Origin of the sequence: Streptosporangium sp. NPDC005286 (assembly GCF_040607515.1) — a bacterium.
Lineage (GTDB): Bacteria > Actinomycetota > Actinomycetes > Streptosporangiales > Streptosporangiaceae > Streptosporangium.
The window spans coordinates 1-24,421 of sequence record NZ_JBEXGU010000035.1; the positions used below are offsets into that span (position 1 = coordinate 1).

At 70.4% G+C, this 24,421-nt stretch carries 19 protein-coding genes; 12 read left to right on the top strand and 7 right to left on the bottom strand.

Features of this window, described 5'->3' with window-relative positions:
- The 3 genes from ABZU75_RS15570 to ABZU75_RS15580 all read right to left on the bottom strand — a co-directional run.
- Nucleotides 1-440 (bottom strand): discoidin domain-containing protein (locus ABZU75_RS15570; protein ID WP_355554374.1); only part of this gene is annotated, 440 nt, incomplete at its 3' end.
- Nucleotides 441-766: 326 nt separating this feature from the next.
- Nucleotides 767-5,164, bottom strand: coding sequence for a CHAT domain-containing protein (locus ABZU75_RS15575; RefSeq protein ID WP_355554376.1), 4,398 nt, complete (start codon nucleotides 5,162-5,164; stop codon nucleotides 767-769).
- Nucleotides 5,165-5,171: 7 nt separating this feature from the next.
- Nucleotides 5,172-5,588 (bottom strand): hypothetical protein, encoded by a 417-nt coding sequence (locus ABZU75_RS15580; protein WP_355554378.1) that lies wholly within the window; start codon nucleotides 5,586-5,588, stop codon nucleotides 5,172-5,174.
- Nucleotides 5,589-5,829: 241 nt separating this feature from the next.
- Between ABZU75_RS15580 and ABZU75_RS15585 the strand changes: the two genes are divergently transcribed.
- The 3 genes from ABZU75_RS15585 (at nucleotide 5,830) to ABZU75_RS15595 (ending at nucleotide 9,130) form a co-directional block, all read left to right on the top strand.
- Complete coding sequence (locus tag ABZU75_RS15585; RefSeq protein WP_355554380.1) at nucleotides 5,830-6,909, top strand: dihydrodipicolinate reductase; 1,080 nt, start codon at nucleotides 5,830-5,832, stop codon at nucleotides 6,907-6,909.
- Complete coding sequence (locus ABZU75_RS15590) at nucleotides 6,906-7,400, top strand: carboxymuconolactone decarboxylase family protein (protein ID WP_355554382.1); 495 nt, start codon at nucleotides 6,906-6,908, stop codon at nucleotides 7,398-7,400. The genes ABZU75_RS15585 and ABZU75_RS15590 overlap by 4 nt, the downstream gene beginning before the upstream one ends.
- 164 nt (nucleotides 7,401-7,564) lie before the next feature.
- Nucleotides 7,565-9,130: a GMC oxidoreductase gene (locus ABZU75_RS15595; protein ID WP_355554384.1), complete on the top strand. Its 1,566-nt coding sequence runs from the start codon at nucleotides 7,565-7,567 to the stop codon at nucleotides 9,128-9,130.
- On the opposite strand, the gene ABZU75_RS15600 is transcribed toward ABZU75_RS15595, so the two are convergent.
- The gene (locus tag ABZU75_RS15600; protein WP_355554386.1) at nucleotides 9,117-9,446 is read right to left on the bottom strand and encodes an HAD hydrolase-like protein; all 330 of its coding nucleotides are present in this window, start codon (nucleotides 9,444-9,446) and stop codon (nucleotides 9,117-9,119) included. The genes ABZU75_RS15595 and ABZU75_RS15600 overlap by 14 nt on opposite strands.
- 24 nt (nucleotides 9,447-9,470) lie before the next feature.
- Here ABZU75_RS15600 and ABZU75_RS15605 point away from each other — a divergent pair, with 24 nt between their 5' ends.
- Nucleotides 9,471-9,668 carry a hypothetical protein gene (locus ABZU75_RS15605; protein ID WP_355554388.1) on the top strand — a complete coding sequence of 66 codons (198 nt, stop codon included), beginning with the start codon at nucleotides 9,471-9,473 and terminating at the stop codon, nucleotides 9,666-9,668.
- A gap of 131 nt (nucleotides 9,669-9,799) precedes the next feature.
- Here ABZU75_RS15605 and ABZU75_RS15610 read toward each other — a convergent pair whose 3' ends face one another.
- Nucleotides 9,800-10,576, bottom strand: coding sequence for a lytic transglycosylase domain-containing protein (locus ABZU75_RS15610; protein WP_355554390.1), 777 nt, complete (start codon nucleotides 10,574-10,576; stop codon nucleotides 9,800-9,802).
- A gap of 100 nt (nucleotides 10,577-10,676) precedes the next feature.
- Between ABZU75_RS15610 and ABZU75_RS15615 the strand changes: the two genes are divergently transcribed.
- Nucleotides 10,677-10,811 (top strand): hypothetical protein, encoded by a 135-nt coding sequence (locus ABZU75_RS15615; RefSeq protein WP_355554392.1) that lies wholly within the window; start codon nucleotides 10,677-10,679, stop codon nucleotides 10,809-10,811.
- A 77-nt stretch (nucleotides 10,812-10,888) separates the two neighbouring features.
- Here the strand turns inward: ABZU75_RS15615 and ABZU75_RS15620 are convergent, their stop codons facing one another.
- Nucleotides 10,889-12,571 (bottom strand): protein kinase, encoded by a 1,683-nt coding sequence (locus tag ABZU75_RS15620; RefSeq protein WP_355554394.1) that lies wholly within the window; start codon nucleotides 12,569-12,571, stop codon nucleotides 10,889-10,891.
- A gap of 394 nt (nucleotides 12,572-12,965) precedes the next feature.
- Here ABZU75_RS15620 and ABZU75_RS15625 point away from each other — a divergent pair, with 394 nt between their 5' ends.
- From ABZU75_RS15625 to ABZU75_RS15655, 7 genes are all read left to right on the top strand, one after another.
- Complete coding sequence (locus ABZU75_RS15625) at nucleotides 12,966-13,985, top strand: metallophosphoesterase family protein (protein ID WP_355554396.1); 1,020 nt, start codon at nucleotides 12,966-12,968, stop codon at nucleotides 13,983-13,985.
- 125 nt (nucleotides 13,986-14,110) lie between these two features.
- Nucleotides 14,111-15,373, top strand: coding sequence for an ROK family transcriptional regulator (locus tag ABZU75_RS15630; protein ID WP_350953592.1), 1,263 nt, complete (start codon nucleotides 14,111-14,113; stop codon nucleotides 15,371-15,373).
- Nucleotides 15,370-16,299 (top strand): sugar ABC transporter permease, encoded by a 930-nt coding sequence (locus tag ABZU75_RS15635; RefSeq protein WP_355554399.1) that lies wholly within the window; start codon nucleotides 15,370-15,372, stop codon nucleotides 16,297-16,299. The genes ABZU75_RS15630 and ABZU75_RS15635 overlap by 4 nt, the downstream gene beginning before the upstream one ends.
- Nucleotides 16,292-17,098 carry a carbohydrate ABC transporter permease gene (locus ABZU75_RS15640; protein WP_355554401.1) on the top strand — a complete coding sequence of 269 codons (807 nt, stop codon included), beginning with the start codon at nucleotides 16,292-16,294 and terminating at the stop codon, nucleotides 17,096-17,098. Before ABZU75_RS15635 ends, ABZU75_RS15640 begins: the two co-directional genes overlap by 8 nt.
- A 12-nt stretch (nucleotides 17,099-17,110) precedes the next feature.
- Nucleotides 17,111-18,373, top strand: coding sequence for a sugar ABC transporter substrate-binding protein (locus ABZU75_RS15645; RefSeq protein WP_355554403.1), 1,263 nt, complete (start codon nucleotides 17,111-17,113; stop codon nucleotides 18,371-18,373).
- 28 nt (nucleotides 18,374-18,401) lie between these two features.
- Nucleotides 18,402-19,484 (top strand): glycoside hydrolase family 15 protein, encoded by a 1,083-nt coding sequence (locus tag ABZU75_RS15650; protein WP_355554405.1) that lies wholly within the window; start codon nucleotides 18,402-18,404, stop codon nucleotides 19,482-19,484.
- A complete protein-coding gene (locus ABZU75_RS15655) occupies nucleotides 19,481-21,796 on the top strand; it encodes a TIM-barrel domain-containing protein (RefSeq protein WP_355554407.1) in 2,316 nt (771 codons plus the stop codon). The genes ABZU75_RS15650 and ABZU75_RS15655 overlap by 4 nt, the downstream gene beginning before the upstream one ends.
- Before the next feature lie 87 nt (nucleotides 21,797-21,883).
- Here the strand turns inward: ABZU75_RS15655 and ABZU75_RS15660 are convergent, their stop codons facing one another.
- The gene (locus ABZU75_RS15660; protein WP_355554409.1) at nucleotides 21,884-24,376 is read right to left on the bottom strand and encodes an ATP-binding cassette domain-containing protein; all 2,493 of its coding nucleotides are present in this window, start codon (nucleotides 24,374-24,376) and stop codon (nucleotides 21,884-21,886) included.
- Nucleotides 24,377-24,421 lie beyond the last annotated feature (45 nt).

Genomic DNA, 24,421 nt, shown 5'->3' on the forward strand with positions numbered 1-24,421 from the left:
GAGAGCGCGAACAACAGCTTCCCGCAGTGGGCGCGGATCGACCTCGGCACCGCCACGAGCGTCGACCAGATCGTGCTGTAGGTGGTGGCCTCGGCGCTGCCCTGGACCGAGAGGGTCTGGGTGCGGGTCTGCCAGGCGGCCGGGGCGGGCACCTTCAGCACGATCTGGTCGACGCTCGTGGCGGTGCCGAGGTCGATCCGCGCCCACTGCGGGAAGCTGTTGTTCGCGCTCTCCCAGTAGGTGTTCTGATTGCCGTCGTTGATGGCCGACACCGTGTACTCGGCGGTGGAACTGCTGGCCTGGGTCGCCTTGCCCGGCGACAGGTTGGGTCCGCCCGCGGCGGAGGCCGGCACGACCGACCCCATGACGAGCAGACCGGTGGCGACCGTGCTTGCCAGCATGGCCGCCACCAGCCGTAACGGTCCGTACGGTTTTCTCATTCGCGTTCTTCCATCTCTCGTCGAGCACGACAGGGCCGAGACGTGAAGGCATGCGCCTTCACCGCACACGGATGGGGGGCAGGTGCATGGGCGCAGCGCATTCCTGAAGTTGCGAAGAGCCGCGAGAAAAAGAACTTTTCTTTGCAAGATTCTTGCGTAGTGTTGGCCAAAGGTTACATACGTGCTACGACCGCGTCAACGGGTGAAAAACGGCTTCCCGAACTGGTTTGACACCGGGTGTGAAAGAGATCGGGGCGGCCGTGATGACCTGAACGGTCGAGTCGGCGGCGATGCCGGGCGAGATCCGAAGGCCCGGGACGTCCGGGTCAGTTCGGGTCGTTGTCCTCGGCGAGGACTTCCTCGATCTGGTGGCGCTCCTCGTCGGTGAGCGTGCGCGGCGCGAAGGCCGGTGCGGGCCCGTCCAGCCGGTCGGCCTCCGAGACGGCCATACGGATCAGGTCGGCGATCACCTCACGGGCCGCCGCGGCCTTGGCCCTGCGGTTCTTTCCCCTGCCGCGGATCTCGCCGGAGACGCGCTCCTGTCCCCACAGGTGGATGCGATAGGAGCGCCCATCGCCCAGATCCGAGGTGTCGTAGATGCGGACCGACGGCAGGACGATGCCGTGGTCTCGGCGCAGTTCCTCCCGCTGCTGCGCCAGCTCGTCCAGGATCGTGCCGCCGTTGTCCGGATCGAGCAGCTCGCCCAACGGCGTCGAGACGGCCAGGTGCAGCGGTTCGCTCTCCAGCGTGGCCTGCCGCGCCCGCGCGCGCAGCTCCACCTCCTCGAATCCGAATGCCAGGTCGGCCAGCCCGTTCAGCCCATGGCCCTCGACGTCCCGCGCTCCGGACGCCTGGGCCAGCAGGACGACAGCCTCGTAGGTGCGCCTACGCTGCCCGTAGGCCAGCAGCGGCGCGAGTTCACGCAGGGCGACGGCCGCGGCCTTGTGGTCGGGAACCTGGTACCGCAGCCGGGCCGCGAGCCGTATCGCGTGTGCCTTCTCCTCGTCCGAGATGCCGGACAGGCCGCTGAACAGCTCGTGGGTGGCGGCCTCGTCAGCTGGGCTCCCGGCCTCTGCGAAGCCCGCCGCCGCTCGCTCCAGCTCGTGCCGGGCCTGGCCCGGGGACTCCTCCCGCAGATGCATACGGCCACGCCAAAGGTGCACGGTGGCCAGCTCGCGCGGGGAGATCCGCCCGTACAGCTCCTCCAGCCGGTCCAGCTGCGGTGCCAGCTCGGCCGCCGGCGCCTCGGTGAAGTCCATGATCTGCGCCAGCACCCGCCGGGCCCGCGTCTCGAGCATCTCGTGGTCGGACGACACGAGCAGCGTCAGCGCCCGGCGCGCCCCGGCACTCGCCGCGGTGTGGTCGTCCAGCGCGAGACGCGTCTCAGCCTCGGTGACCAGCCGCGCCGCCCGCTCGTGCGGCGGGACCGCCTCGGCCGCCTCCAACGCGTCGAGGTCGACGGTCAGCCGGCGGGCCTCGGCCTCCCTCCCGGCGACCAGGAGATGCTGCGCCAGCCGGCCCAGCGCGACCCGGATGAGGGTGGGCCAGCCGATCCGCTCGGCCAGCGTCCGCGCCTCCTCCATGACCGCGATCGCCCGCAGCACGTGTTCGCTCTCGGTCTGCACGCCCGCCGCGTTGTGCCGGGCGGCGGCGATGTCGCCGAGCTGACAGAGGGCGTCGAACTCGCCGCGCCCCCAGCCGACCTCCCGGGCGAGCGTCAGGGCCGCGCGCGCCTCGCGCTCCGCCGCGTCGAACGCGCTGTCGCCCAGATACGCCCCGGCCAGCCGGACCCTTATCGCCGAGAGCGGCAGTTCCTCCCCGGGCCCGGTGTAACGTCCGGCCAGCTCGTCCAGCATCCGCTGCGCCGCCCCGAATCGCCCCTCGGCCATCGCGATGAACGCGACCTGGTCGAGCTGGACGATGGTCTGGGCGAGGTCCCCGCCGCGCACCGTCCGGAACAGCTCCAGCGACTCCTCGTACAGCTCGGCCGCCCGGCGCAGATGGGACGGGGCGCCGTACTGAGCCCACCCGCCCGCGATCAGCCGCAGGCAGTCGGCCTGCGTGAACGCGTCACCCGAGGCCCTCGCCAGCCCGAGCGCCTCGGTCAGCAGCGCGAATGTCTTCGGCGGATCGTAGAACTGGCTCCAGAACCCGACCGTGGACAGTACGCGTGCCCGATCGCGCGTGGGGATGCCATCGGCCCCCGCGAGCGCGGCCTCGAACGACTGCCGCGCGGCCTGCGCGTCGCCCTCGTCGGCCTGCGCGTTCCCCAGCAGGGCGAACAGCAGCGGATGCGGGACGACGTCGATGGCCTGGCGGCAGATCTGCTGCGCCTCGGCGTACCGGAACCGGCGGGCCGCCACCGCCGCCCGCGTCGCCGCCGCGCGCACGACGAGCCGGTGACCGCGCCCCGCCGTGGCCAGGCGCTGCACCTCGGCCAGTGCGGGCAGGTCGAGCAGGTCCGGGTCGTTGACCTCGTCGAAGGCGCCCAGGTGCGCGGCGAGCGCGGCGGCACACCGCGCGTGACCGGCGACCGGGTCGGGGTCGGTGAGCACCGGTTCGAAGACGGCCGGGACGCGGTAGTCGGCGCCGCCGGGACGCTCGGCGTACTCCAGCAGGTGCCAGCCCGCCAGACGCTCGGCCCGTTCGACCGCCTCCTGCCGGGCCAGATCCGGGACCGCGGGTGCGGCGATCCAGGACGCCGGGCCCGCGAGCCGTGCCAGCACCTCGGCCGGGACCGGGATCCGGAACGGCGCGACCGCGCGCAGCAGCGCCGCGTCCTGCGGATCACGCCGCCCGATCAGCTCGTCGACGGCCAGCTTGTCGTAGAACTCCTTGCGACGCTGCTGGAAGCGCTGGCGCAGCAGTTCCTCGCCGGTCTCGGGGCTGTCGCGAGCGACGTCGAACAGGAAGGTGAGCAGCCGCGGATTGTCACGTGCCATCTGCCGGGCCAGTTCCACGGCCCGCGCGTCCACCTGGCCCTGCACCGCGAGCCGGTCGATCCGCGCTTGCTGGAAGTGCTCCGGCAGCACGTCCAGGGCCAGGTCGTCGAGCAGTTCGACACCCGGCGACTTCGGCAGATACCGGCTGGTGATCACGATCCGGTGTGGCCCGCGGACCGTCGCCAGCGCGTCGATCAGCGCGGACAGCGCGCGGACGGCCTCCGGCCCCGGCACCGCCTCGGGACCGCCCGCGGTGATGTTCCGCTGCTCGAACTCATCCAGCACGATGATCACCGGACGGAACATCCGGCGCAGCGCACGGACCAGCAGCCCCTTCAGGTCACTACCGGGCGGCGCGGAACCGAGCACACCGCCCAACTCCGGGATCGTTCCCAGCTCCTGAAGCAGGATCTCCCGGGTCAACGGCACGTTGATCGAGACGTAGGTGACCGGGTTGCCACGCCCCTCCTGGGTCGTGGTGATGCGCTCCAGCACGTTGGCCACCAGCGTTGTCTTGCCGACCCCGCCGACCCCGTGCACGACGGCGCCCGGCCGCCGGAACTCGCGCAGCGGGTTGAGCATCCGGTCCAGCCGCTGGATCTCACGCCTGCGGCCGAAGAAGTCCGCCAGCGACACCCGGGCCAGCCCCGACGCGCCGATCTCGCGATGCTCCCGGCCGATCCAGATCTGGTCGAGCGGCATCTGCGCCACCGCGACGGTCAGCGGGCGCGGCATGTCAGTGCCCTGCACGTGCATGCGCAGCATGTGCCAGTGCTCACGGCCCGCCTTGATCAGCTCCTGGTAGCTGCGGGCCAGCGCGATCGCCGGGCTGCGGCCCAGCATGAGCTGCTGGTAGAACGCGGCCGTCGCCTCGCTCGCGGCCCGGTCGTTGACCGGGCGGCCCCAGCCGACCACGATCGGCGCCGAGATGGTGGCCAGTTCCTCGGCCAGCGACGGCGCGGCCCCCAGATCGCCGCCTTCGGCGGTCTGGCAGCCCGACAGGAACACCAGGCCCGGCTCGCTCTGCCACAGGACCTCGTGCAGGTCGGCGGCGAACGCGCGGTGCGTCCGGCCGTCGCGGTCCTCGGTCAGGAACAGGCCGCGCCCGTCGCCGCGCAGCGCGTGCCCCGTCAGGTGGATCACGTCGAAGTGGCCGCGGTCGTAGAAGCCCAGCCGCCGACCCAACTCGCTCAGGCTGCCGGTCGGCTCGTACTCCAGATAGAAGGGGGCGCCGCCGTCGGCCGCCGCGTCCCGGATCATCGCCTCTTCCATCTGGTAGTTCAGGACACCGGGGCCGTCGATCGGTTCGCACGCCATGAACAGCAGCCGGAGCGGATGCCGCGCCTGGTCGCGGGTGCGCGGCTCCACGTCCACGGACCGGATCGGGATCACCGGGTTGGGCCGGGCGATGAGGAAGTCCCGGCCGTCGTGCAGCAGCTCCCACGGTAGGTGACCCAGTCCGGCCGTCACGTCGAGCAGGATCACCACGAGGTCGTTCGGCCGGCGCTTGAGGTACTCCGACAGGTAGAGGTGGTCGGTGTCGAGAAGCTTGTACAGGGAACGGCCGAGTGTCCGCAGCCTGTTCTCCCGTTCCAGGGCGTCTTCGCCCGGATCGTGCAGGTAGTAGCCGGTGTCGGCCTGCCGCAGCGCGTTCTGCAGGTCGAGGTAGGCGAGCCGTTCGCTGAACGGCGCCTCGCCGCCGCCGCGATTGTGGGTCAGCAGGTATCCCAGGTCGGGGCGCTGCCCGGCATGTTTCAGGGCGATCTTCAGCGTCCACGGCATGGTGGTGTCAGTCGGTCGTGCCCGGGCCGGGTGCGGACCCGGAATCGGCCTCCGGGTCCGGTCCGGGATCTGAGTCCCGGCCCGATTCCTGTTCTGCTTCCCGTTCTGATGCCAGAAGATAATCGAATTCGTCCGGGGACAGGTCATCCAGTACGCGGCGGGAACCCAACCGGTCGAACACGACGATGACGCGCGGCGGCGGCTCGGATTCGTCGCGCCGGCGGATGCGCTCCACCCACCCGTACACGGTGTCGGCGAGCGCGACGACCGTCCCGGCGAGCGTCACGACCGCGGTGATGACCTCCAGAGGCCCTTTGTGGCCCGGCGGAAGCCCGCTGAGCTGGGCCTGCGCGCCGATCTCCGCGGCCAGGTCGGCGGCGTCCCGCGCGGCCGTGCGGCCCTCGACCACGATCCGCACCGGCATGATGCCTCCTCATCCCCGAGCAAGCGAAAATGGCCCATGTCATTTTTAGCCGATAGAAGTGGAGATGAGGGCCTTTCCTGGCGAGGCGCAGAAAGGAGGCGCATTTTCCTGGCATCCACCGCCGTTCTCGCCCGGTGAACAGCCCCGGCAGGTGGTGGCCTGTCGGCCAGGGGGCGAAAGTGGCGGTCCGGAAGGTGCGGCGGCACTATACACCAAACCAAGCGCTTGCTACTCTCCGCGCATGCTCTCCACGATTGTCTGGGGCACCGGCAACGTCGGCCGCGCGGCCATCCGAGCCGTCGAGGCCCATCCGGCGCTGAAACTCGCGGCAGTGCTCGTCCACAACCCCGACAAGGTCGGCCGCGACGCGGGCGACCTCGGCGACCTCGGCCACGAGCTGGGGATCGCCGCCACCGACGACATCGACGCGGTGCTGGCCACCCGTCCGCACGCCGTGGTGTACGCGGCGTCCGGCGACATCCGCCCCGACGAGGCCCTCGCCGACATCATCAGGGCGATCCGGGCCGGAGCCGTGGTCGTCACCCCCTCGCTGTACGCGCTCTACGACCAGCGGGGCGCCCCGCCGGAACTGCGCGAACCGGTGCTGGCCGCCATCGCGGACGGCGGCGGCTCGCTCTTCGTCTCCGGTGTCGACCCCGGCTGGGGCAACGACGTACTGCCCCTGCTGATCAGCGGGCTCGGCACCGTCGTGGACGTGATCCGCTGCCAGGAGATCTTCGACTACTCCACCTACGACCAACCCGACTCGGTCCGCTACCTGGTCGGCATGGGCCAGCCGATGGACTACGAACCGCCGATGACCGCGCCGACGGTCCCGACCATGGTCTGGGGCGGGCAGGTACGGCTGATGGCCAGGGCGCTGGGTGTCGAACTCGACGAGATCCGCGAGACCCTGGACCGGCGCGCGCTCGACGCCACGGTGAGCACCAAGACGATGGGCGAGTTCGAGGCCGGCACCCAGGGCGCGGTCCGGTTCGAGGTGCAGGGCATCGTCGAGGGCGAACCCCGCATCGTCATCGAGCACGTCACCCGCATCCACGCCTCCTGTGCCCCGGACTGGCCGATGCCGCCCGACGGCGTCGGTGCCCACCGGGTCATCATCGAGGGCCGCCCGCGCATCGAGGTCACGGTCGAGGCCACCGACGAGGGCGGCAACCGGTCGGCGGGCGGGAACGCCACCGCGGTCGGCCGCCTGGTGAGCGCCATCGACTGGCTGGTGGACGCGGAACCCGGACTCTACGACGCGCTCGACGTCCCGCTGCGCCCGGCGGTCGGCAAACTCGTAAGGAGAGAACCATGAATATCGACATTCCCGAGGGCAAGGACGCGATCGGCTACGTGTGGGGTGAGATGGTCCCCGGCATCGGGGTCGCCGCCTCGAAGTTCTCGATGGCGGTGTACGCCCACACGACCCTCGGACTCCGCGAGTTCGAGGCCGCCCGGCTGCGGATCGCGCAGATCAACGGGTGCGTCTTCTGCCTCGACTGGCGGACCGAACGGGACGGGCGGAAGGTCGAGGAGGAGTTCGCCGACGCGGTGACCGAGTGGCGTACCACCGACGCCTTCGACGACCGCACCCGGCTGGCCGCCGAGTACGCCGAACGGTACGCCCTGGACCATCACGGCCTCGACGACGAGTTCTGGACCCGGATGACCGCGCACTACAGCCAGCTGGAGATCGTGGAGCTGAGCATGAGCATCGGCTCCTGGCTGGCGTTCGGCCGGCTCAACCACGTGCTGGGCCTGGACACCGTGTGCATGCTGCCCAGCGGCCGGTCACCCTCGATCTGACACAAGTTACTTCCTGGTACGTGGTGGCTTAACATCCGAGAAACATGTAGAACTTGTTCTAATACGTCAAGAGTGAGGAAAATCACATGAGTGACAAAGCCTCGCGTAGGACAGGTTCCGAAGGCATATCACGCCGTGGATTCATCGCTGGAACCAGTTCTATCTTGGGAGTCGCGGCCCTCGCGACTCCCGCCACCGCAGCCCAGGCAAAAGCCGCACGCGTAGCCGCTCCGATCGCCTCCGGGGCCCATGTCCCGGCCCTGGTGATCGGCACCGGCTACGGCGGCTCCGTCGCCGCCCTGCGCCTCGCCCAGGCGGGCGTCGACGTGCACATGATCGAGATGGGCATGGCCTGGGACACCCCGGGCTCCGACGGAAAGATCTTCTGCAACACGACCTCGCCGGACCAGCGCTCCTACTGGCTCCGCACCAGGACCAAGGCACCTCTCAACTTCTTCCTCGGCTTCCCGATCGACCGGGACATCTCTCGCTACACCGGCATCCTGGATGCCGAGGAGTTCGGCGGCATCACCGTCTACCAGGGCCGCGGCGTCGGCGGCGGCTCGCTGGTCAACGGCGGTATGGCGGTCACTCCCAAGCGGGAGAACTTCGCCGCGATCCTGCCGTCGGTGAACGCCGACGAGATGTACAACACCTACTACCCGCGCGCCAACGCCGGGCTCGGGGTCGGCAGCATCGACCCGGCCTGGTTCGACTCCACCGCCTGCTACCAGTACGCCCGGGTCGGCCGCAAGCACGCCCAGCGCTCCGGCTTCCCGTTCGTCTTCGTGCCCGACGTGTACGACTGGGACTACATGAAGCAGGAGGCGGCCGGAACCGTCACCAAGTCGGCGCTGGCCGGCGAGATCCTCTACGGCAACAACCACGGCAAGAAGTCACTGCAGAAGACCTACATCGCCCAGGCCAAGGCCACCGGCAGGGTCACCGTCTCGGCGCTGCACCAGGTCACCTCGGTCACCCCGGCGGCCGGTGGCGGCTACACGGTCGTCATCGACCAGCTCAACACCACCGGTGGTGTCACGACCACCAAGACCGTGACCGCGGACCGGGTGTTCTTCGCCGCCGGCAGCGTCGGCACCAGCAAGCTGCTGGTCAAGCTGAAGGCCACCGGCGCGCTGCCCAACCTGAACAACGAGATCGGCAAGGGCTGGGGCGACAACGGCAACGTCATGTGCGGCCGGGCCAACCACCTGTGGGACCCGACCGGCAGTCTCCAGTCGACCATCCCCTGCTCCGGCATCGACAACTGGGACGCCGGCGGCGCGTTCGCCGAGGTCGCCCCGCTGCCCACCGGGATCGAGACCTTCGCCTCGCTGTACCTGTCGATCACCAAGAACCCGAACCGGGCCCAGTTCTCCTGGAACGCTGCCACGGGCAAGGTCGACCTGAACTGGCAGCTCGCCTGGAAGCAGCCGTCGATCGACATGGCCAAGACCATCTTCGACAAGATCAACTCCAAGGAGGGGACGATCTACCGGACCGACCTCTTCGGCGTCTACAAGATCTGGAACGACACCCTCACCTACCACCCCCTCGGCGGCGCCGTCCTGAACAAGGCCACCGACAACTACGGCCGCCTCACCGCCTACCCGGGCCTGTACGTCATCGACGGCTCATTGATCCCGGGCAACACCAGCGTCAACCCGTTCGTCACCATCACGGCCCTGGCCGAACGGAACATCGAAAAGATCATCGCTACCGACCTGTAGCGACGACCCGATGATGTCGTCGGCCACGGGCGCGTGTGGCCGACCCTTCCCCGCGGGACGCGCATGGCCGTCCTCCTGCTTCCGGGGAATTCGCCTCGCTGCCCGGCCCGTTTCGGCCCGCACCCAGGCGTCCGTACGATCCTCGTTGTCTCCGGGATCTCCGTCGCTTGAATGGCGTCAATGACGACATGGTCAGCTGAGTGGTCGTGCCCCGGTCGACCCGGATCGTTCGCAGCCCGGCCGTCTGGCCGCCGCCGATATCGGCTATGAGGTCGTCTCCGAATGATTGCCAACGATCGTGGCTCCGGACGCGCACAGCGCTCCAAGACCATGGGACCTGGTGTACGGAAATGCCTTCGACTCATCGCTGCCGCTCGGTAGGGACCGTCCAGTCTCGGATGACCACATCGAGTTCGGCGGAGCCGCGTCGGTCCTGCTCGGAACCCGCTTCACCGGCTGGGGGAGCAGGGGCTCCATCAAGGCTCCGCCCGCGAACAAGGTGACCACCAAGCTTGAGGACAAGGACGGCCTGCCCTAGCGGCCATCGGGCCCGGTGGCGGCGCCATGCGATGAGGACCTCCCGGGGCGGTGACTCCCGCGTCGGGGGTTCCCCGCGGAGCACCTTGACGGCCGGCCCCCTTCGTAAGAACGCCGGTGAGCACCCCCGGGTCAGGGGCCGGTGAGGCGGCGGTCGCCGTCGGTGGTGACCACGTAGACCTGCCAGTTGTAGTACGCGTAGTAGTTCCTGATGTCCCGCTTGATCTGGCGGGCGTGCAGCTGCACCGCGTCGACGTACGCCCAGGAGTGGTTGTAGGCGTACAGCGCTCGCCGGTAGTCGCGCGGTGCTCCCGAGGCACGCAGGTAGTTGGCCGCGGCGAGCAGGGCGTCGCGGGTGTCCTGGATGTCGCCGCCCATCCCGTAGGCGGCCCAGGTGCCCGGCATGAACTGCATGGGTCCCTTGGCACCGGTGTGGCTCGGTGAGCGTACCCGGCCGAACTTGGTCTCGACGAACATCACCGCCGCCAGGATCTCCCAGTCGACGCCGAACCGGCGCTCGGCGTGCTTGAAGTGGCCGAGCAGGACATCGGCGGGCTTGGCCGGCTGGACGCGGAACTTCGCCGACCCGCTGATGGGGTGGACGAGGGAGAGCAGGTTCCGGATGGCCGTCACGTTGTCCTTCGCCTGCGCGGCCAGGGACTTCGACAGCCTGGCGTAGGTGCGGGAGGCGACCTCCGGGTTGCGGGCGAGATAGCGGTAGACGCGCTGCTGCTGCAGGGCCAGCAGCACCACCGGCTCGGGGGGCTGCCCCTTGCCGGGGTCCCCGTCGCGGATCCAGTCGTCGGTGGCGCGCCGAAGCTCCGCGACGGTGCCGGTCAGGGAACGGGCCAGTTTCGCGGGGTCCTTGGGGATCGCCGCCTTCGGATCGGGCAGGGCGGGTTGCGACACCGCCGACTGCTCCGGAGCCGGCTGTGCCGCTGTCCGACCTGGAGCCGTCTCGCTCGGAGCTGTCCGGCTCGGCGCGTTCGACGAGGCGGCACCAGACGAGGTGGCACCAGACGAGGCGGCGCAGCCCGAGGTCGCCACGGCCAGGCTGACGAGCGCCGCGGCCATCGGTCTCCACCGGCCTGTGCGCAGGGCCGGCGGTACGGGCATCGCCCGCCCGCTCGGTCGGTGGCTGTGAATCCCCGCGCGCTGATCACTCATCGGTCTCAACGTACCCGAGCGACGACCTTTCAGGGGCGACCGCCGGAACCAGAGCTACCAGAACACCCAGGGGCTTTCGCTGCCCCCGCCGAAGGCGGAGGTGCCGCTCCTGCGCCAGCGTTGCCGGACGTCGAGTTTCGCACCCACGCGCTGAGCGGTGACGGTGAACGGGCCGCAGGTGGCGACCGCGCCGTCGCCGGCCGGTGACAGACCGGTGCAGATCATGGGCGGTGACACGTTGGTATCGGCGTCGGTGTTGTACAGCTGGACATGTATGTCCGAGCGCACATCGGCGGCGCCCCGGATACGGCCGAGGAGATGGAAGACGTCGCCGACCAGGGCGATGCAGGGTGACATCTGTGTGCCGGTGCCATCTCCGGCGGAGAGCCACGACCTGCACCGCCACTGGGGTTTCGGCTGTTCGGAAGCGGGGGTGTCGGCCGGTCCTTCGGCTTCCGGTGCGACCTCCGTCTTCGGCCGTGCGGGTTTCGGCAACGGCCTGGCGGTGACCTCGTCCTTCTTGGCGGGCTCAGTGGCGGTGGTCGGCGGGGTGCTGGGCACCGTCTTGGGCTCGGGTAGAGGGGACTCTTCCGAGGCGGGGGCGTCGGTTTGCGGGATCGGTGGTGTGTTCCGGGCCGTCATGGGGGGAGCCAGGGCGGCCGCGGTCGTGGAACGCTCTGCCGGCGCGGTGAGACCGGCCTCGCCGGCGGAGTTCACGACCAGGGCCACGGCGGCTGAGGCGGTCAGCGCGGTCGTGACCGCCGCCGCGCCGATCAGGCGCCGCCTGAGCCGTGATCGTGACTCGGGACGGGGACGAGGCGAGGTGGCGGCCATATCGGGGGCCATATCGGGGGCCAGGGGTTCGCGGGTGATCGCGGGGTCGGCCGTCCGGCTGATCGGGGGAAGCGCGGGTAAGCCGGCCAGGGCCGGCACCAGGGCGTGTGCGGTCGCGGCCACGTGATCGATGGAGGGCCGCTGCGCCGGGTCTTTCGCGACACAGGCGGTGATCATCGACCAGACGGCATCGGGCATCCCGGCCAGCCTGCGTGGGGCCGAGATCGCGTGCTGGCGCAACACGGCCATCGGATGGTCGCCGACGAAGGGCGGACGTCCGGCCAGCAGCTCGTACAGCACCAGGCCTGTCGCGTAGACGTCCACGGCAGGGGTGGCAGGTTGCCCATCGGCGACTTCGGGCGCCAGGTAGGAAGGGGTACCGAGGATCAAGCTGGTCTGGGTCAGACCGGGGCCGTGCGCGAGACGCGCCACGCCGAAGTCGGTCAGCCGTGCCTGTCCGGCGGCATCGATCAGGACGTTCTCCGGTTTGACGTCACGGTGAACCACGCCGTGGGCGTGGGCGTGCGTCAGTGCGTCGGCGATCTGGCCGATCAGGCGTACGGCCTCGGCGGGAGGTAATGAGCCACGCTCACGCAGCAGCGCCCGTAGATCCTTGCCGTCGACGAGATCCATCACCAGGGCGAGCTGGTCGCCCCCCATTACAAAGTCGCGCATCGTGACAATGTGGGAATGGTGCAGCGCGCGCAGCACATTGCGCTCCTGCACGAACCGCAGCACCAAACCGTCGTCGGAGCTGAGGTTCTTGTGGAGAGCCTTCACCGCCACCGGCTCGCCGGTGGCCACCGAGCGGGCTCTCCACACCGTGCCCATTCCTCCGGTGCCGATCTCTCCCAGCAGCTCGTACCGGCCGGCGAGTAGCGCCTCAAGACCGTCAGCCGTCACGCGTGCCCCCTTCGCCGCACCGGGCGAGCTATCAAATTAACGAATCCCTCGAAATAAAAGAAATGGCGATCTATTGCTGGATTCTCCCGTGGGATCAGCTCATCGGGCCGACCGATCCACTCAAGGTGAACGGCGGCCCAGGTGACGCACTCTGCCGAGTAAGGATCATAGAGCGCGACGGTGCGTAAACGAATACGGAGTTTCGCCTCTTGACCGGATACCCGAGAGCGCAAGGGGTCGAGGGTGAGGCCGCCGAGCTCCGCAGCGAAGCCGACGTTGCCGTCATTGCGGCAATATGTCCGGGAGGTCTTGCCCGCCCATGGGAGTGCTTGAGAGTCGCACGCGGTGGATAATCCTTTGCACGCCGAACCGCTGCCCGCCTAGGCTCGCCGGGGTGCGACGTACCATCATCGTCGGTGACATCCACGGCTGCTTCGACGAACTGCTCGAACTGCTGGAGAAAGTCGACCTCCGCCCGGACGACCTGCTGGTCAGCGTCGGCGATCTGGTCGACCGCGGCCCGGCGCCCGGTGAGGTGGTCAGGCTTTTCCGCGAGCGTCCGAACTCGGTCGTGGTCATGGGCAACCACGAGAGGAAGCACGTGCGCGGGATCTTCTCCTACGCGCAGGAGATCACGCGCTTGCAGCTGGGCGACCGCTACGCCGAGACGGTCCACTGGATGCGGACGCTGCCGTACTACTTCGAGAACGAGCATGTCCGGGTCGTCCACGCCGCGATGCTGCCCGGAATTCCGCCGGCCGACCAGAAAGAGGAAATCCTCTGCGGCTCGACCAGCGGCCAACGAGAGCTCACCGCGCTGTTCCCGGACGGCCACTGGCACGACCACTACACCGACGTCAAGCCGGTCGTATTCGGCCATCATGTGACCGGGCGTGAGCCGATGATCCGCGACGGCAGGATCTTCGGCCTGGACACCGGTGCCTGTCACGGCTGGAACCTGACCGCGCTGTGCGTGCCGGGATTCACGGTCCACTCGGTGGAGGCGCACGCGGATCACTGGTCGATCGCCAAGCGCCAGTGGCAGTTGCCCGTCCTGAAGACCAAGCCCTGGCATGACTTCACCTGGTCAGAGCTGGCTGAGGCGATCGTGCGATTCTCCTCGACGCCCGACGCCGCCGCGCGCGGCTGGCTGGAGACGGTCGAGAAGTGGGCCGCGGATCTGCGGTCGTTGTTTCCCGCCCTGGTGGCCGCGGCGCATCGCGTCGCCGACGGGCTCACCACGAACGAGCTGCGACGGCATCCCGCCGCGCAGTACCTGTTCCAGGCCCGTAACGGCCGGCTCGACCAGGCCGGCCTGGCCAGGCGGTGCTCGACCCCTCGCAGAACGATCGACATGGCGGCCGCGCTGGGGCTGGCCGTGCCCGAACCGCCCATCGGCCTGAAGGGGCCCTGACCACCTGCCCCAGGCCCCGGCCCGCACTCGCGGGCCGGGGCCTTTCGCGTGTTTCGGGGGCTTGACAGCGACGTTTCGGGCGGTCATATTTTCACCACTAACTTTACCTCTATAGAAAGTCCCTCATGGCAGGCACTGACCGCGGCGACCTCACCAGGACGGCGATCCTCGCCCTCCTCGGCACGGTCGGCCCGCTTAGCCGTACCGAGATAGCTCGGGAGCTCGACCTCAGCCCGGCGAGCGTCACGCAGCTGACGCGCGAGCTCATGGGCCACGGCATGCTGGAGGAACTCGACCTCAAGCCGTCGCGCGGCGGCCGGCCCGCCCAGCGGCTCGGCCTGGTGGGCAGCGCGGGCAGGGCGCTTGGCGTGAAGGTGACGGCCGACCACCTGGTGCTGGTGGACGTCAGGCTCGACGGTGAGGTGCTCGGCTCCTGGGAGCGTCCGTTCGACCCCGCCTCGCTCGACGCGCTCGGCGACCTGGCCGACGCGGTCGAGTCGGTGATGTCGGCGGCTCCGGCGGCCGGGCAGGCACCGCCCCTGCTGGGCATCGGTGTGGGCGTCCCGGGGAGCGTGGACGACCAGGCGGTGGGCACGGTCAACGCGCCCACCCTGGGTTGGCAGGCCATGCCGGTCGGCGAGCGGCTGCGCCGCCGCCTCAACCTGCCGGTGCTGGTCGAGAACGACGTGAACGCGCTGGCCGCGGCCGAGCGGCTGTACGGCAGGGGCCGGACGCACCGCGACTTCCTGGTGCTGACGATCGGCCGGGGCGTCGGCGCGGCGATCGTGGCCGACGGCCGGGTGTACCGGGGTGCCAGGGGCGGGGCCGGCGAGTTCGGTCACCTCCCCGTCGATCCCTCGGGGCCGGTGTGCGGGTGCGGCGCCCGGGGGTGCCTCGAAGCCTTCGTCGGCTCCGCGGGGCTCCTCGCGGCGGCCCGCGCCAAGCGCGACGGCGGCCGGCAGGACGAGACGGACCCCCTCGGTGCCGTGGCCGCTCTGGGGCGGGCCGCGGCGGGCGGGGACCGGGCGGCACTGGCCGTGTTCGCCGAGGCCGGGGCGATCCTCGGCCGGGCCACCGCCGGGCTGATCAACGTGGTGGACCCCGAGGTCGTCGTCCTGCTCGGCGAGGGGACGGCCGACTGGCCGCTCTGGCAGGCCGGGTTCGACCGGGCCGTGCGGGCGCAGCTGTATCCCGGGCGGCGCGACATCTCGATCGAGGTGGAGAGCTGGGACGACACCAGCTGGGCCCAGGGCGCCGCCGCGCTGGTGCTGGCCACGCCGTTCGACGCCGCCGGAGCCGCCGGGGAACAGGGCCGCCTGGTCAGGGCCCGCCTCATCGAGGGCGGCCTGGTGAGCGCCCGCCGTACGAGTAAGGGAGCGATCGCATGACCCTCATCGCGGCCCGGCCGGAGGCCGGGCCCGCGCACGTGCGGCGGGCGCCGAGACGGCGGCTGCGGTACGCGGCCACCGTGGCGGTGTTCCTGCTGCCCAGCCTCGTCCCGCTGCTCCTTTACACGCTGATCCCGATGATCTGGTCGTTCTGGACGAGCCTCCACGAATGGGACCTCATCACCGAGATGCGCTGGGTGGGCCTCGGCAACTACGCCGAGCTGATCGGGGACCCCCAGACCAGGGCGGCCTTCCTGCACACCCTGTACTTCATCGCCGGCTACCTGCCGCTGGTGTACCTGGGCGGGCTCGGGCTGGCCGTGCTGCTGAACCGGGCGATGGCCGGGCGGAGCCTGCTGCGCGGCGTGTACTTCCTGCCGGTCATCACCAGCTGGGTCGTCGTCGCGCTGATGTGGAAGTGGCTGCTCAACCCCGCCAGCGGGATCGTGAACTGGGCACTGGGCCTTTTCGGGATCAGCGGGCCCGGCTGGTGGACCGATCCAGGCTGGGCGATGCCGTCGGTCATCCTCGCCTCGGCCTGGAAGGACCTCGGCTTCGTGATGATCATCCTGCTGGCGGGCCTGCAGGCGATCCCGAAGGAGTACCAGGAGGCCGCCATGGTCGACGGCGCCACCGCGTTGCGCCGGTTCCGGCACATCACGCTGCCGCTGCTCTCCCCCTCGACGTTCTTCGTCATCGTGATCTCGCTGATCAACGGCTTCCAGGTGTTCGACCAGGTGAAGATCATGACGGGTGGCGGGCCGGCCGGCGCGACGCAGGTCGTCGTGTCGCAGATCTACGACCTCACCTTCCGGTACGGCAGGGCGGGCGCGGCCTCGGCGCTGTCGTGGCTGCTGTTCGCCGTCGTGCTGCTGGTGACCATCGTCCAGATCCGGGGCCAGAAGCGGTGGGTGACCTATGGGTAAGGCGATCCGCTACCTGCTGGTGTGGCTGGGCGCGCTGGTGATGCTGTTCCCGTTCGCGTGGGCCGTGATCACCTCGATCACGCCGAGCGACGCGGTGCTGGCCGTGCCGCCCGACTTCACCCCCGACAACGCGAGCCTGGACGCGTACGGCAAGCTCCTGGAGACCCTGCCGTTCTGGCGGATCGTGGCCAACAGCGCCTGGATCGGGGCCGCCTCGACCGCGTTGCAACTCGTCACCAGCGCGATGGCGGCCTACGCGTTCGCCAGGCTGCCGTTCCCCGGCAGGGGCGCGCTGTTCGCGGTCTACCTGGCGACGCTGATGATGCCGCTGCCGGTGCTGGTCGTGCCCCTGTTCATCGAGATGCGCACGTTCAACCTGGTCGACACCTACTTCGCGCTGCTCGCGCCGACCATCGCCTCGGCGTTCGGGGTGTTCCTGCTCCGGCAGGCGATCAACCAGGTGCCGAAGGAGTTCGACGAGGCGGCCGTGCTGGACGGCGCCGGGCATTTCCGGATTTTTGTGTATGTCGTGCTGCCGCTGATCAGGCCCGCCCTGGCGACCTTCGCCATCTTCGGGTTCATGGCCAGTTGGAACAGCTACCTCTGGCCACTGATCATCATCAAGTCGCCCGAGTTCATGACGCTCCCGCTGGGGCTGGCCACGCTGCACGGCCAGTTCACCACCGAGTGGGACGTGGTGATGGCCGGTTCGGTGATCAGCGTCGTCCCCATTCTCATCCTGTACGTCTTCGCGCAGAAGCACGTCATCGCCAGCGTCGCTCAGTCCGGGCTCAAGTAAAGGAATCCCCCCATGCACACCAGGAAGTTCCAGATGGCCGCCGTGCTGACGGCCGCGTTGCTCGCCTCCGGATGCTCGCAGGGCTCGGCGACGAGGACCTCGTCGGGTGAGGACGGCAAGACGACGCTGCGCTACTTCACCTTCTCGGCGGCGCCGGACCACGTGAAGGACCTCGACAAGATCGTCGCCGCGTTCGAGCGGGAGAACCCGAAGATCGACGTGGTCGTGGAGACCGCGCCCTACGACGAGTACTTCACCAAGCTCCAGACCAGCATCGCGGGCGGCACCGCGCCCGACACCTTCGAGCTCAACTACGAGAACTTCGTCACCTACGCCAGCGCCGGTTCGCTGCTCGACCTCGGCTCGGTCGCGGGCGACGGCGACCCGTCGGTGTACGCGCAGGAGTCGCTGAACGCCTTCAAGCGCGACGGCAAGCAGTACGCGCTGCCCGCCTCCTTCTCCACGGTCGTGCTCTTCTACAACAAGGACCTGTTCGAGAAGGCCGGGGTGGACGTCCCGACCGCGGACTGGACCTGGGCCGAGGAGCAGGCCGCGGCGGCGAAGCTGACCGACAAGAAGAAGGGCGTGTTCGGCGACTTCCAGCCGGTGCAGTTCTTCGAGTTCTACAAGACGCTCAAGCAGGCGGGCGGCGAGTTCCTGACGGCCGACGGCAAGAAGTCGGCCTTCAACAGCCCGCAGGGCGTCAAGGCGGCGCAGTGGCTGGTGTCCAAGGTGGGCAAGACCATGCCGACCGAGGCCGAGATCGGCGGCACCGCCGACTACGACACCAACCTCTTCAAGTCCGGCAAGCTCGCGATGTGGCACAACGGCATCTGGCAGTTCGCCGGGCTGAAGGACGTGCCGTTCGAGTGGGACGTGGTCGTCGAGCCCGGTGACGCCACCCGGGCCAGCGCGGTCTTCCACAACGCCGTCGCCGCGTCCTCCACCACCAAGCACGGCAAGGAGGCCTGGGCCTGGGCCCGCTTCCTGTCATCCTCGGGCACCGCGGCCACCACCCGCATCGAGTCGTCGTGGGAGCTGCCGCCCGTCTCCGACCAGGCGGTGCTGTCGGGCTACCTCAAGGACCCGAAGCCGGCCAACCGCCAGGCCGTGTTCGACGCGCTCAAGTCGATCGCGCTGCCGCCGGTCATCAAGCGCCAGCAGGAGATGCAGGACGCCGTGACCAAGGAACTGAGCGAGGCCGCGGCCGGCCGCAAGCCGGTGCCCGACGCGCTCAAGGCCGCCGCCGCAGCGGTCGACGCCCTGCTCGGCTAGTTTCCCTACTTCCAGGAGATACGTTCTCGTGACCCTCGTGTCGCACAGCCTCGACGTGATCAAGAGGTTCCAGTCCCACACCGGCGCGTACCCGGCGTCGCCCACCTTCTCCGCCTATCGCGGCTACTCGTGGCTGCGTGACGGCGCGTTCATCGCCGAGGGGGTGAGCCGGCACGGCGACGTGGCCGGGGCGGACGCCTTCCACGCCTGGAGTGCCGGAGTGCTCGGCGACCGCGCCGGCCAGGTCGACGCGCTCGTCGCCCGCGCGGCCCGCGGCGAGCGCGTCTCGCCGGCGGAGATGCTGCCCACCAGGTTCACCCTGGACGGCGTCGACGGCGATGACGAATGGTGGGACTTCCAGCTCGACGGTTACGGCGCCTGGCTGTGGGCGCTGCGCGAGCACTCCCGCCGGCACGGCAGGGCGGTTCCCGGTGTCGAGAAGGGCGTCAGGACCGCGGTCAGGTACCTGACGGCGTTCTGGCAGCTGCCCTGCTACGACTGGTGGGAGGAGCACGTCGAGCAGCGGCACGTGGCGACGCTCGGTTCAGTCCACGCCGGCCTGCGGGCGGCCCTGGCCCTCGGTGTCCTCAGCGGCCCCGAGGCGGAGGCCGCCGCCGAGGCCGTGGCGGGCATCGCCGCGCTGGTCGCGGCCGAAGGCGTCGTCGAGGGCCACCTGACGAAGTGGCTGGGCACCGACGCGGTGGACGCGAGCCTGCTGGCCTGCGTCGAGCCGTTCGGGCTCTACCCGGCCGATCACCCGGTGGGCGCCGCGACGGTGGCCGAGGTGGAGCGGCAACTGGCCAGGGACGGCGGCGTGTTCCGGTACCTCGCCGACACCTTCTACGGCGGCGGCCGGTGGGTGCTGCTCGCCGGGTTCCTCGGCTGGAACCACGCGCGGGCGGGCCGGACGGCCGAGGCCACCCGGTACCTCGACTGGATGGCGGCCCAGGCGACCTCCGAGGGCGATCTGCCCGAGCAGGTGTCGGACGTGCTGCTGGCTCCCGAACGACATGACGAGTGGGTGGCTCGGTGGGGCACGGTCGCCACGCCCCTGCTGTGGTCGCACGGGATGTACCTGATTCTCGCCGACGAGCTGGGGGTGCGGGCATGATCCGGCATCGTCCGTACGGGTCCGGGCATCCGTACGCCACGACCGAGGACCAGCGCGTGCCGGCTCTGCCGCTCGACGGCGAGACGGTGGAGCTGCGGGTGCGCGCGTCGGCGAAGGTGACGGCGGTGGTCTGCGAGTGGCTGGTGGACCACACCACTCGGGTCGAGCTCCCGCTCAGCCGCGCGGACGGCTCGACCGCGCGACCGGGCGTTCCCTCCGCCGCCCCGGCCCCGAGCGGCGGGGGCACGGCCGTCGACGGAGGGCATCTGGCCGCCGCGCAGGCCCGGGCCGCGCGAGCGGCGTCCGGGTCGTGGGTGGTGACGACACCCGTGCTGCGCAGCGGGCATCACTACTCCTACCGGTTCGTGGCGGCGCTGGACGGCGGAGGAAGCCGGCGCGGCAAGTGGTTCGAGGTGACGGCGGCGACCTGGTCGGAGACCGGCGGGGTGCTCCACGTGCGCGGAAGCGACCGGGTCGTACCCGGCAGCGTCCGATGGCTGGGCGACGGCGAAGACGTGCGGCGGGTCCGGTTCGAGCTGGCCCTGGCCGAGGGCGAGCACGTGGTGGGCTTCGGCGAGCGCTTCGACGCCGTGGACCAGCGCGGACGCGAGCTCGACGCGGTGGTGTTCGAGCAGTACAAGACGCAGGGCGCGCACGGCCGCACGTACCTGCCGATGCCGTTCGCCCTGGTGGTGGGCGGCGAGGAGAGCTGGGGGCTGCACGTCGAGACATCCCGGCGCACCTGGTACGACGTGGGCGCGAGCACGCCCGGCCGGCTCCGGGTCGAGGCCGAGGTCGGGCCCGACGCCGAGCCGGCCCTGCGCGTCTACGACAGCGCGTCCCTGGCGACGGCTTCCGGTCCGACCCCCGACGGCGCGCCCCGGGTGACCCCCGGTGACGTGCTGCACGCCTTCCTCGACGATGTCGGGCGGCCCAGCGAGCTGCCCTCCTGGGTGTTCCGGCTCTGGGCCAGCGGCAACGAGTGGAACACCCAGCAGCGCGTGCTGGCCGAGCTGGACCGGCACCGCGAGCACGGCATCCCCGTCGGCGCCGTGGTGATCGAGGCGTGGAGCGACGAGAGCACGTTCACCGCGTTCAGGGGTGCCGAGTACGAGCCGTCGGAGGAACCGCACCGGCTCGCCGACTACACCTTCCCGGCCGACGGGCCGTGGCCGGACCCCAAGGGCATGGTGGACGAGCTCCACGAACGTGACGTCAAGGTGCTGCTCTGGCAGATCCCGCTGCAGAAGACGCGCCCGCACCCGAGGCACCAGGCCGCCGTCGACGCCAGGCAGCTGGTCGAGCGCGGGTACGGCGTGCGGGAGGCCGACGGCAGGCCGTACCGCAACCGCGGCTGGTGGTTCCCGCTCGCGCTGATGCCCGACCTGTCGTCGCAGGAGGTGCGCGACTGGTGGACGGCCAAGCGCGCCTACCTGGTCGAGGAGGTCGGGATCGACGGTTTCAAGACCGACGGCGGCGAGCACGCCTGGGGGCACGACCTGCGCTACGCCGACGGGCGGCGCGGCGCGGACGGCAACGGCCTGTTCCCCGTGCACTACGCCCGTGCCTTCGGCGATCTGCTGCGCCGGCACGGCAGGGCTCCGGTGACGTTCAGCCGGGCCGGGTTCGCCGGGTCGCAGCCCCACGGCGCGTTCTGGGCGGGGGACGAGGACTCCACCTGGGAGGCCTTCCGCTCCTCGATCAGGGCCGGGATCACCGCGTCCGCCTGCGGGATCGTCTACTGGGGGTGGGACCTGGCCGGCTTCTCCGGTGAGGTGCCGAGCGCGGAGCTCTACCTCAGGGCGGCCGGGGCGGCGGCGTTCATGCCGATCATGCAGTATCACTCGGAGTTCAACCACCACCGCACGCCCAGCAGGGACCGCACGCCGTGGAACATCGCCGCCCAGACCGGCGACGAGCGGGTCGTGCCGGTGTTCAGGCGGCTGGTCGAGATCCGCGAGAGGCTCGTGCCGTACCTCGCCGAGCAGGCTCGCGAGGCGGTCGGCGGGGCCGCGCCGCTAATGCGCGGGCTCTTCTTCGACCACTCCCGCGACCCGCGGGTGTGGGACTTCCCGCTGCAGTACAAGCTCGGGGACGCGCTGCTCGTCGCCCCGGTCACCGCACCGGATATTTCGGAAATATCGGTGTACCTCCCTGAGGGGGAGTGGGTCGACGTCTGGACCGGCACGGTCCTCGGCGGCTCGCGGGAGGTGACGCTGCCCGCCCCCGTCGACCGGCCTCCCGTGCTCTGCGCGGCGGAACGCTGGCCGAGCCTCTCCTCCGTGTTCGAATCCGCTGTGCTCGAACCCTGAGAGGAGCACCCCCCGCGATCCGTTGAGGAACGCCCACGGACGATGCCCGCTCCCGGAGTGCGGCATCCGAACCTCCGACGACGATGCCTAGGCCCGCGCCGTGCGGGCCTGGGAGTAGACGGCCGTCGCCGCCAGGGCCATCAGGCCGAGCATCCAGTACTGCCACGACTGGGAGAGGCCGAGGAAGACCGTGGCGTTCTGGATGACCTGCAGGAGGATGACGCCGAACAGGACGCCGACGAAGCTGCCCCGGCCGCCGAAGATCGAGGCCCCGCCGAGCACGACCGCGGTGATGCCGGCCATCGTGTAGCTGACGCCGGCGGTCGGGTCGCCCACGCCGATCTGCGCCATCAGCAGCAGGGCGCCGACCACGGTGAACAGCGCGCTGGCCAGGTAGACCACGAGGTGGACGCGGGCCACCGGGATGCCGCGCTTTCGCGCCGCCTGCTCGGACGAGCCGGCCCCGCGCAGCCGGAGCCCCGTCATGGAGCGCCTGGACATCACCTCCAGCGCGACGAGGACACCGGCGCCGACGATCACCGCGTACGGGATGGGGCCGATGCGCGCGCCGAGCGCCTCGGTGACGGAGGTGGAGATCGATCCTCCGGGCGAGTCCCGCATGACCAGGGAGAGTCCCTGGAGCGCGGTGTAGGTCACCAGCGTCGCGACCACCGGGGTCACCCGGGCGAATCTCACCAGCATGCCGTTGGTCAGTCCCACGCCGGTCGCCGCGAGGACCATCAGCAGGAAGCCCAGGGCCCACCATCCGGCGCCGTACCCGTCGAGGACGTAGAACGACGCGATGACCACGAGGGTCCCGCTCAGCGGGCCGACCGACAGGTCGATGCCTCCGGTGAGCATGACGATGAGCTGGCCCGCGGCGAGGAAGAGCACGGGGGCCAGCAGCCCCAGCATGCTGGCGATGTTGAACTCGGACAGGAAGCGGTCGCTCCGGGTCGCGCTCACCGCGGCCAGCAGCACGATCGCGACGGCGAGGAACGCGCTGGGCGCCTGCTCGCTGGAGAGCAGCCTGCGGAACCCGCCGAGCAGGCCGGTGCCCCGGGCCCGCTCGGTGGTCTCGGCGCTCCGCGCCGAGGTCGCGGCGGTGAGGGACGCCTCGGTGATGGCGTGCTCGGAGATCTGGTCCCCGATCAGCTCGCGGACGACCTCCCCCCGGGAGAAGACCAGCACCCGGTCGCAGAGCCCGGCGAGCTCGACGTTGTCGGAGCTGAGCACCACCACCGGTGTCCCGGAGTCGGCGGTGGAGCGGAGCCGGTGGTAGATGTCGGAGCGGACGCCGACGTCGATGCCCTGGGTGGGCTCGTCGCAGAGCAGCACTTTGGGCGCGGAGAGCAGCGACCGGCCGAGTACCACCTTCTGCTGGTTGCCGCCGGACAGGTGGTCGACGGCGGAGTCGGGTGAGGCCACCTTGATGCCGAGTTTCCTGATCTCCTCGGCCACGATCGCGTTCTCCGCCGAGCCCCGTACCACTCCGGCGACCGCGGTCCTGCCGGTGGCGGCGACGCCCAGGTTCTCCTTGACCGACAGTACGGTGGCGACGCCCTCGACGTGCCGTTCCTGGGGCATGAGCACCACCCCGGCCCGCCGGGTCCGGCGGGGGCTGCCGAGTTCGACGGTCCGGCCGTCGACGGTGACGGCGCCACCGGTGACCGGGTCGGCTCCGCCCAGCGCGCGGATGAACTCGCGCTGCCCGTTGCCCTCCACCCCGGCGAGGCCGAGGACCTCGTTGCGGGCCAGCGTGGTGGTGATCCCGCGGAGCCGGTCCGAGCGCAGGTCACGGACCTCCATCACGACGTCGCCGACCGAGGAGGGGCGCGGCGGGAACAGCGCGTCGATCTCCCGTCCCGCGATGCGGGTGACGATCTCCTCCTCGGTCACCTCCGAGGCGAGGAAGGTGCCGCGGATCTGCCCGTCGCGCAGCACGGTGAGACGGTCGGACAGGGCCATCACGTCGGGCAGCCGGTGGCTGATGTAGACCACCGCCATCCCGTCGGCGGCGAGCTTCCTGATCTGCTCGAACAGCCTCTCGATCTCGGCCACCATGAACGGTTCGGTGGGCTCGTCGAGGATCAGGACGCCGGGCTCGCAGGCGAGGGCTCCGCAGATCTCGACGGCCTGCTTCTCGGCGAGGGTCAACCGGCCGGCCGCGGCGGCCGGGTCGATGTCCACCCCCATGGGCAGCAGCTTTTCCCTGGCCCAGTCCTGGGCGTCGCGGAAGGACGGGCGGAGCCGTTTCGGCACGCTCAGCAGGAGGTTCTCGGTGACCGTGAGATCGGGGAGAAGCGCCGGATGCTGGAAGGCGATGGCCAGGCCCTGCTCCCGGGCGGCGATCGGGGACGACTGCCGCATCGGCGAGCCCGAGATCTCGACGGTGCCCGCGTCGGGCGCCAGCGCACCGGAGGCCACCGCCATGAGCGTGGACTTTCCGGCGCCGTTCCCGCCGACCAGGGCGTGTACCTCGCCCGGGTGCGCCTGGAAATCGACCCCGTCGAGCGCGACCACGCCGGGGAAGCGTTTGGTCACTCCACGGAGAACCAGTCCAGCGGTCGATTCGACCATGCGAAGGATCACTCCTTACTCCGGCTCAGTGCGTTCCGCCGGGCG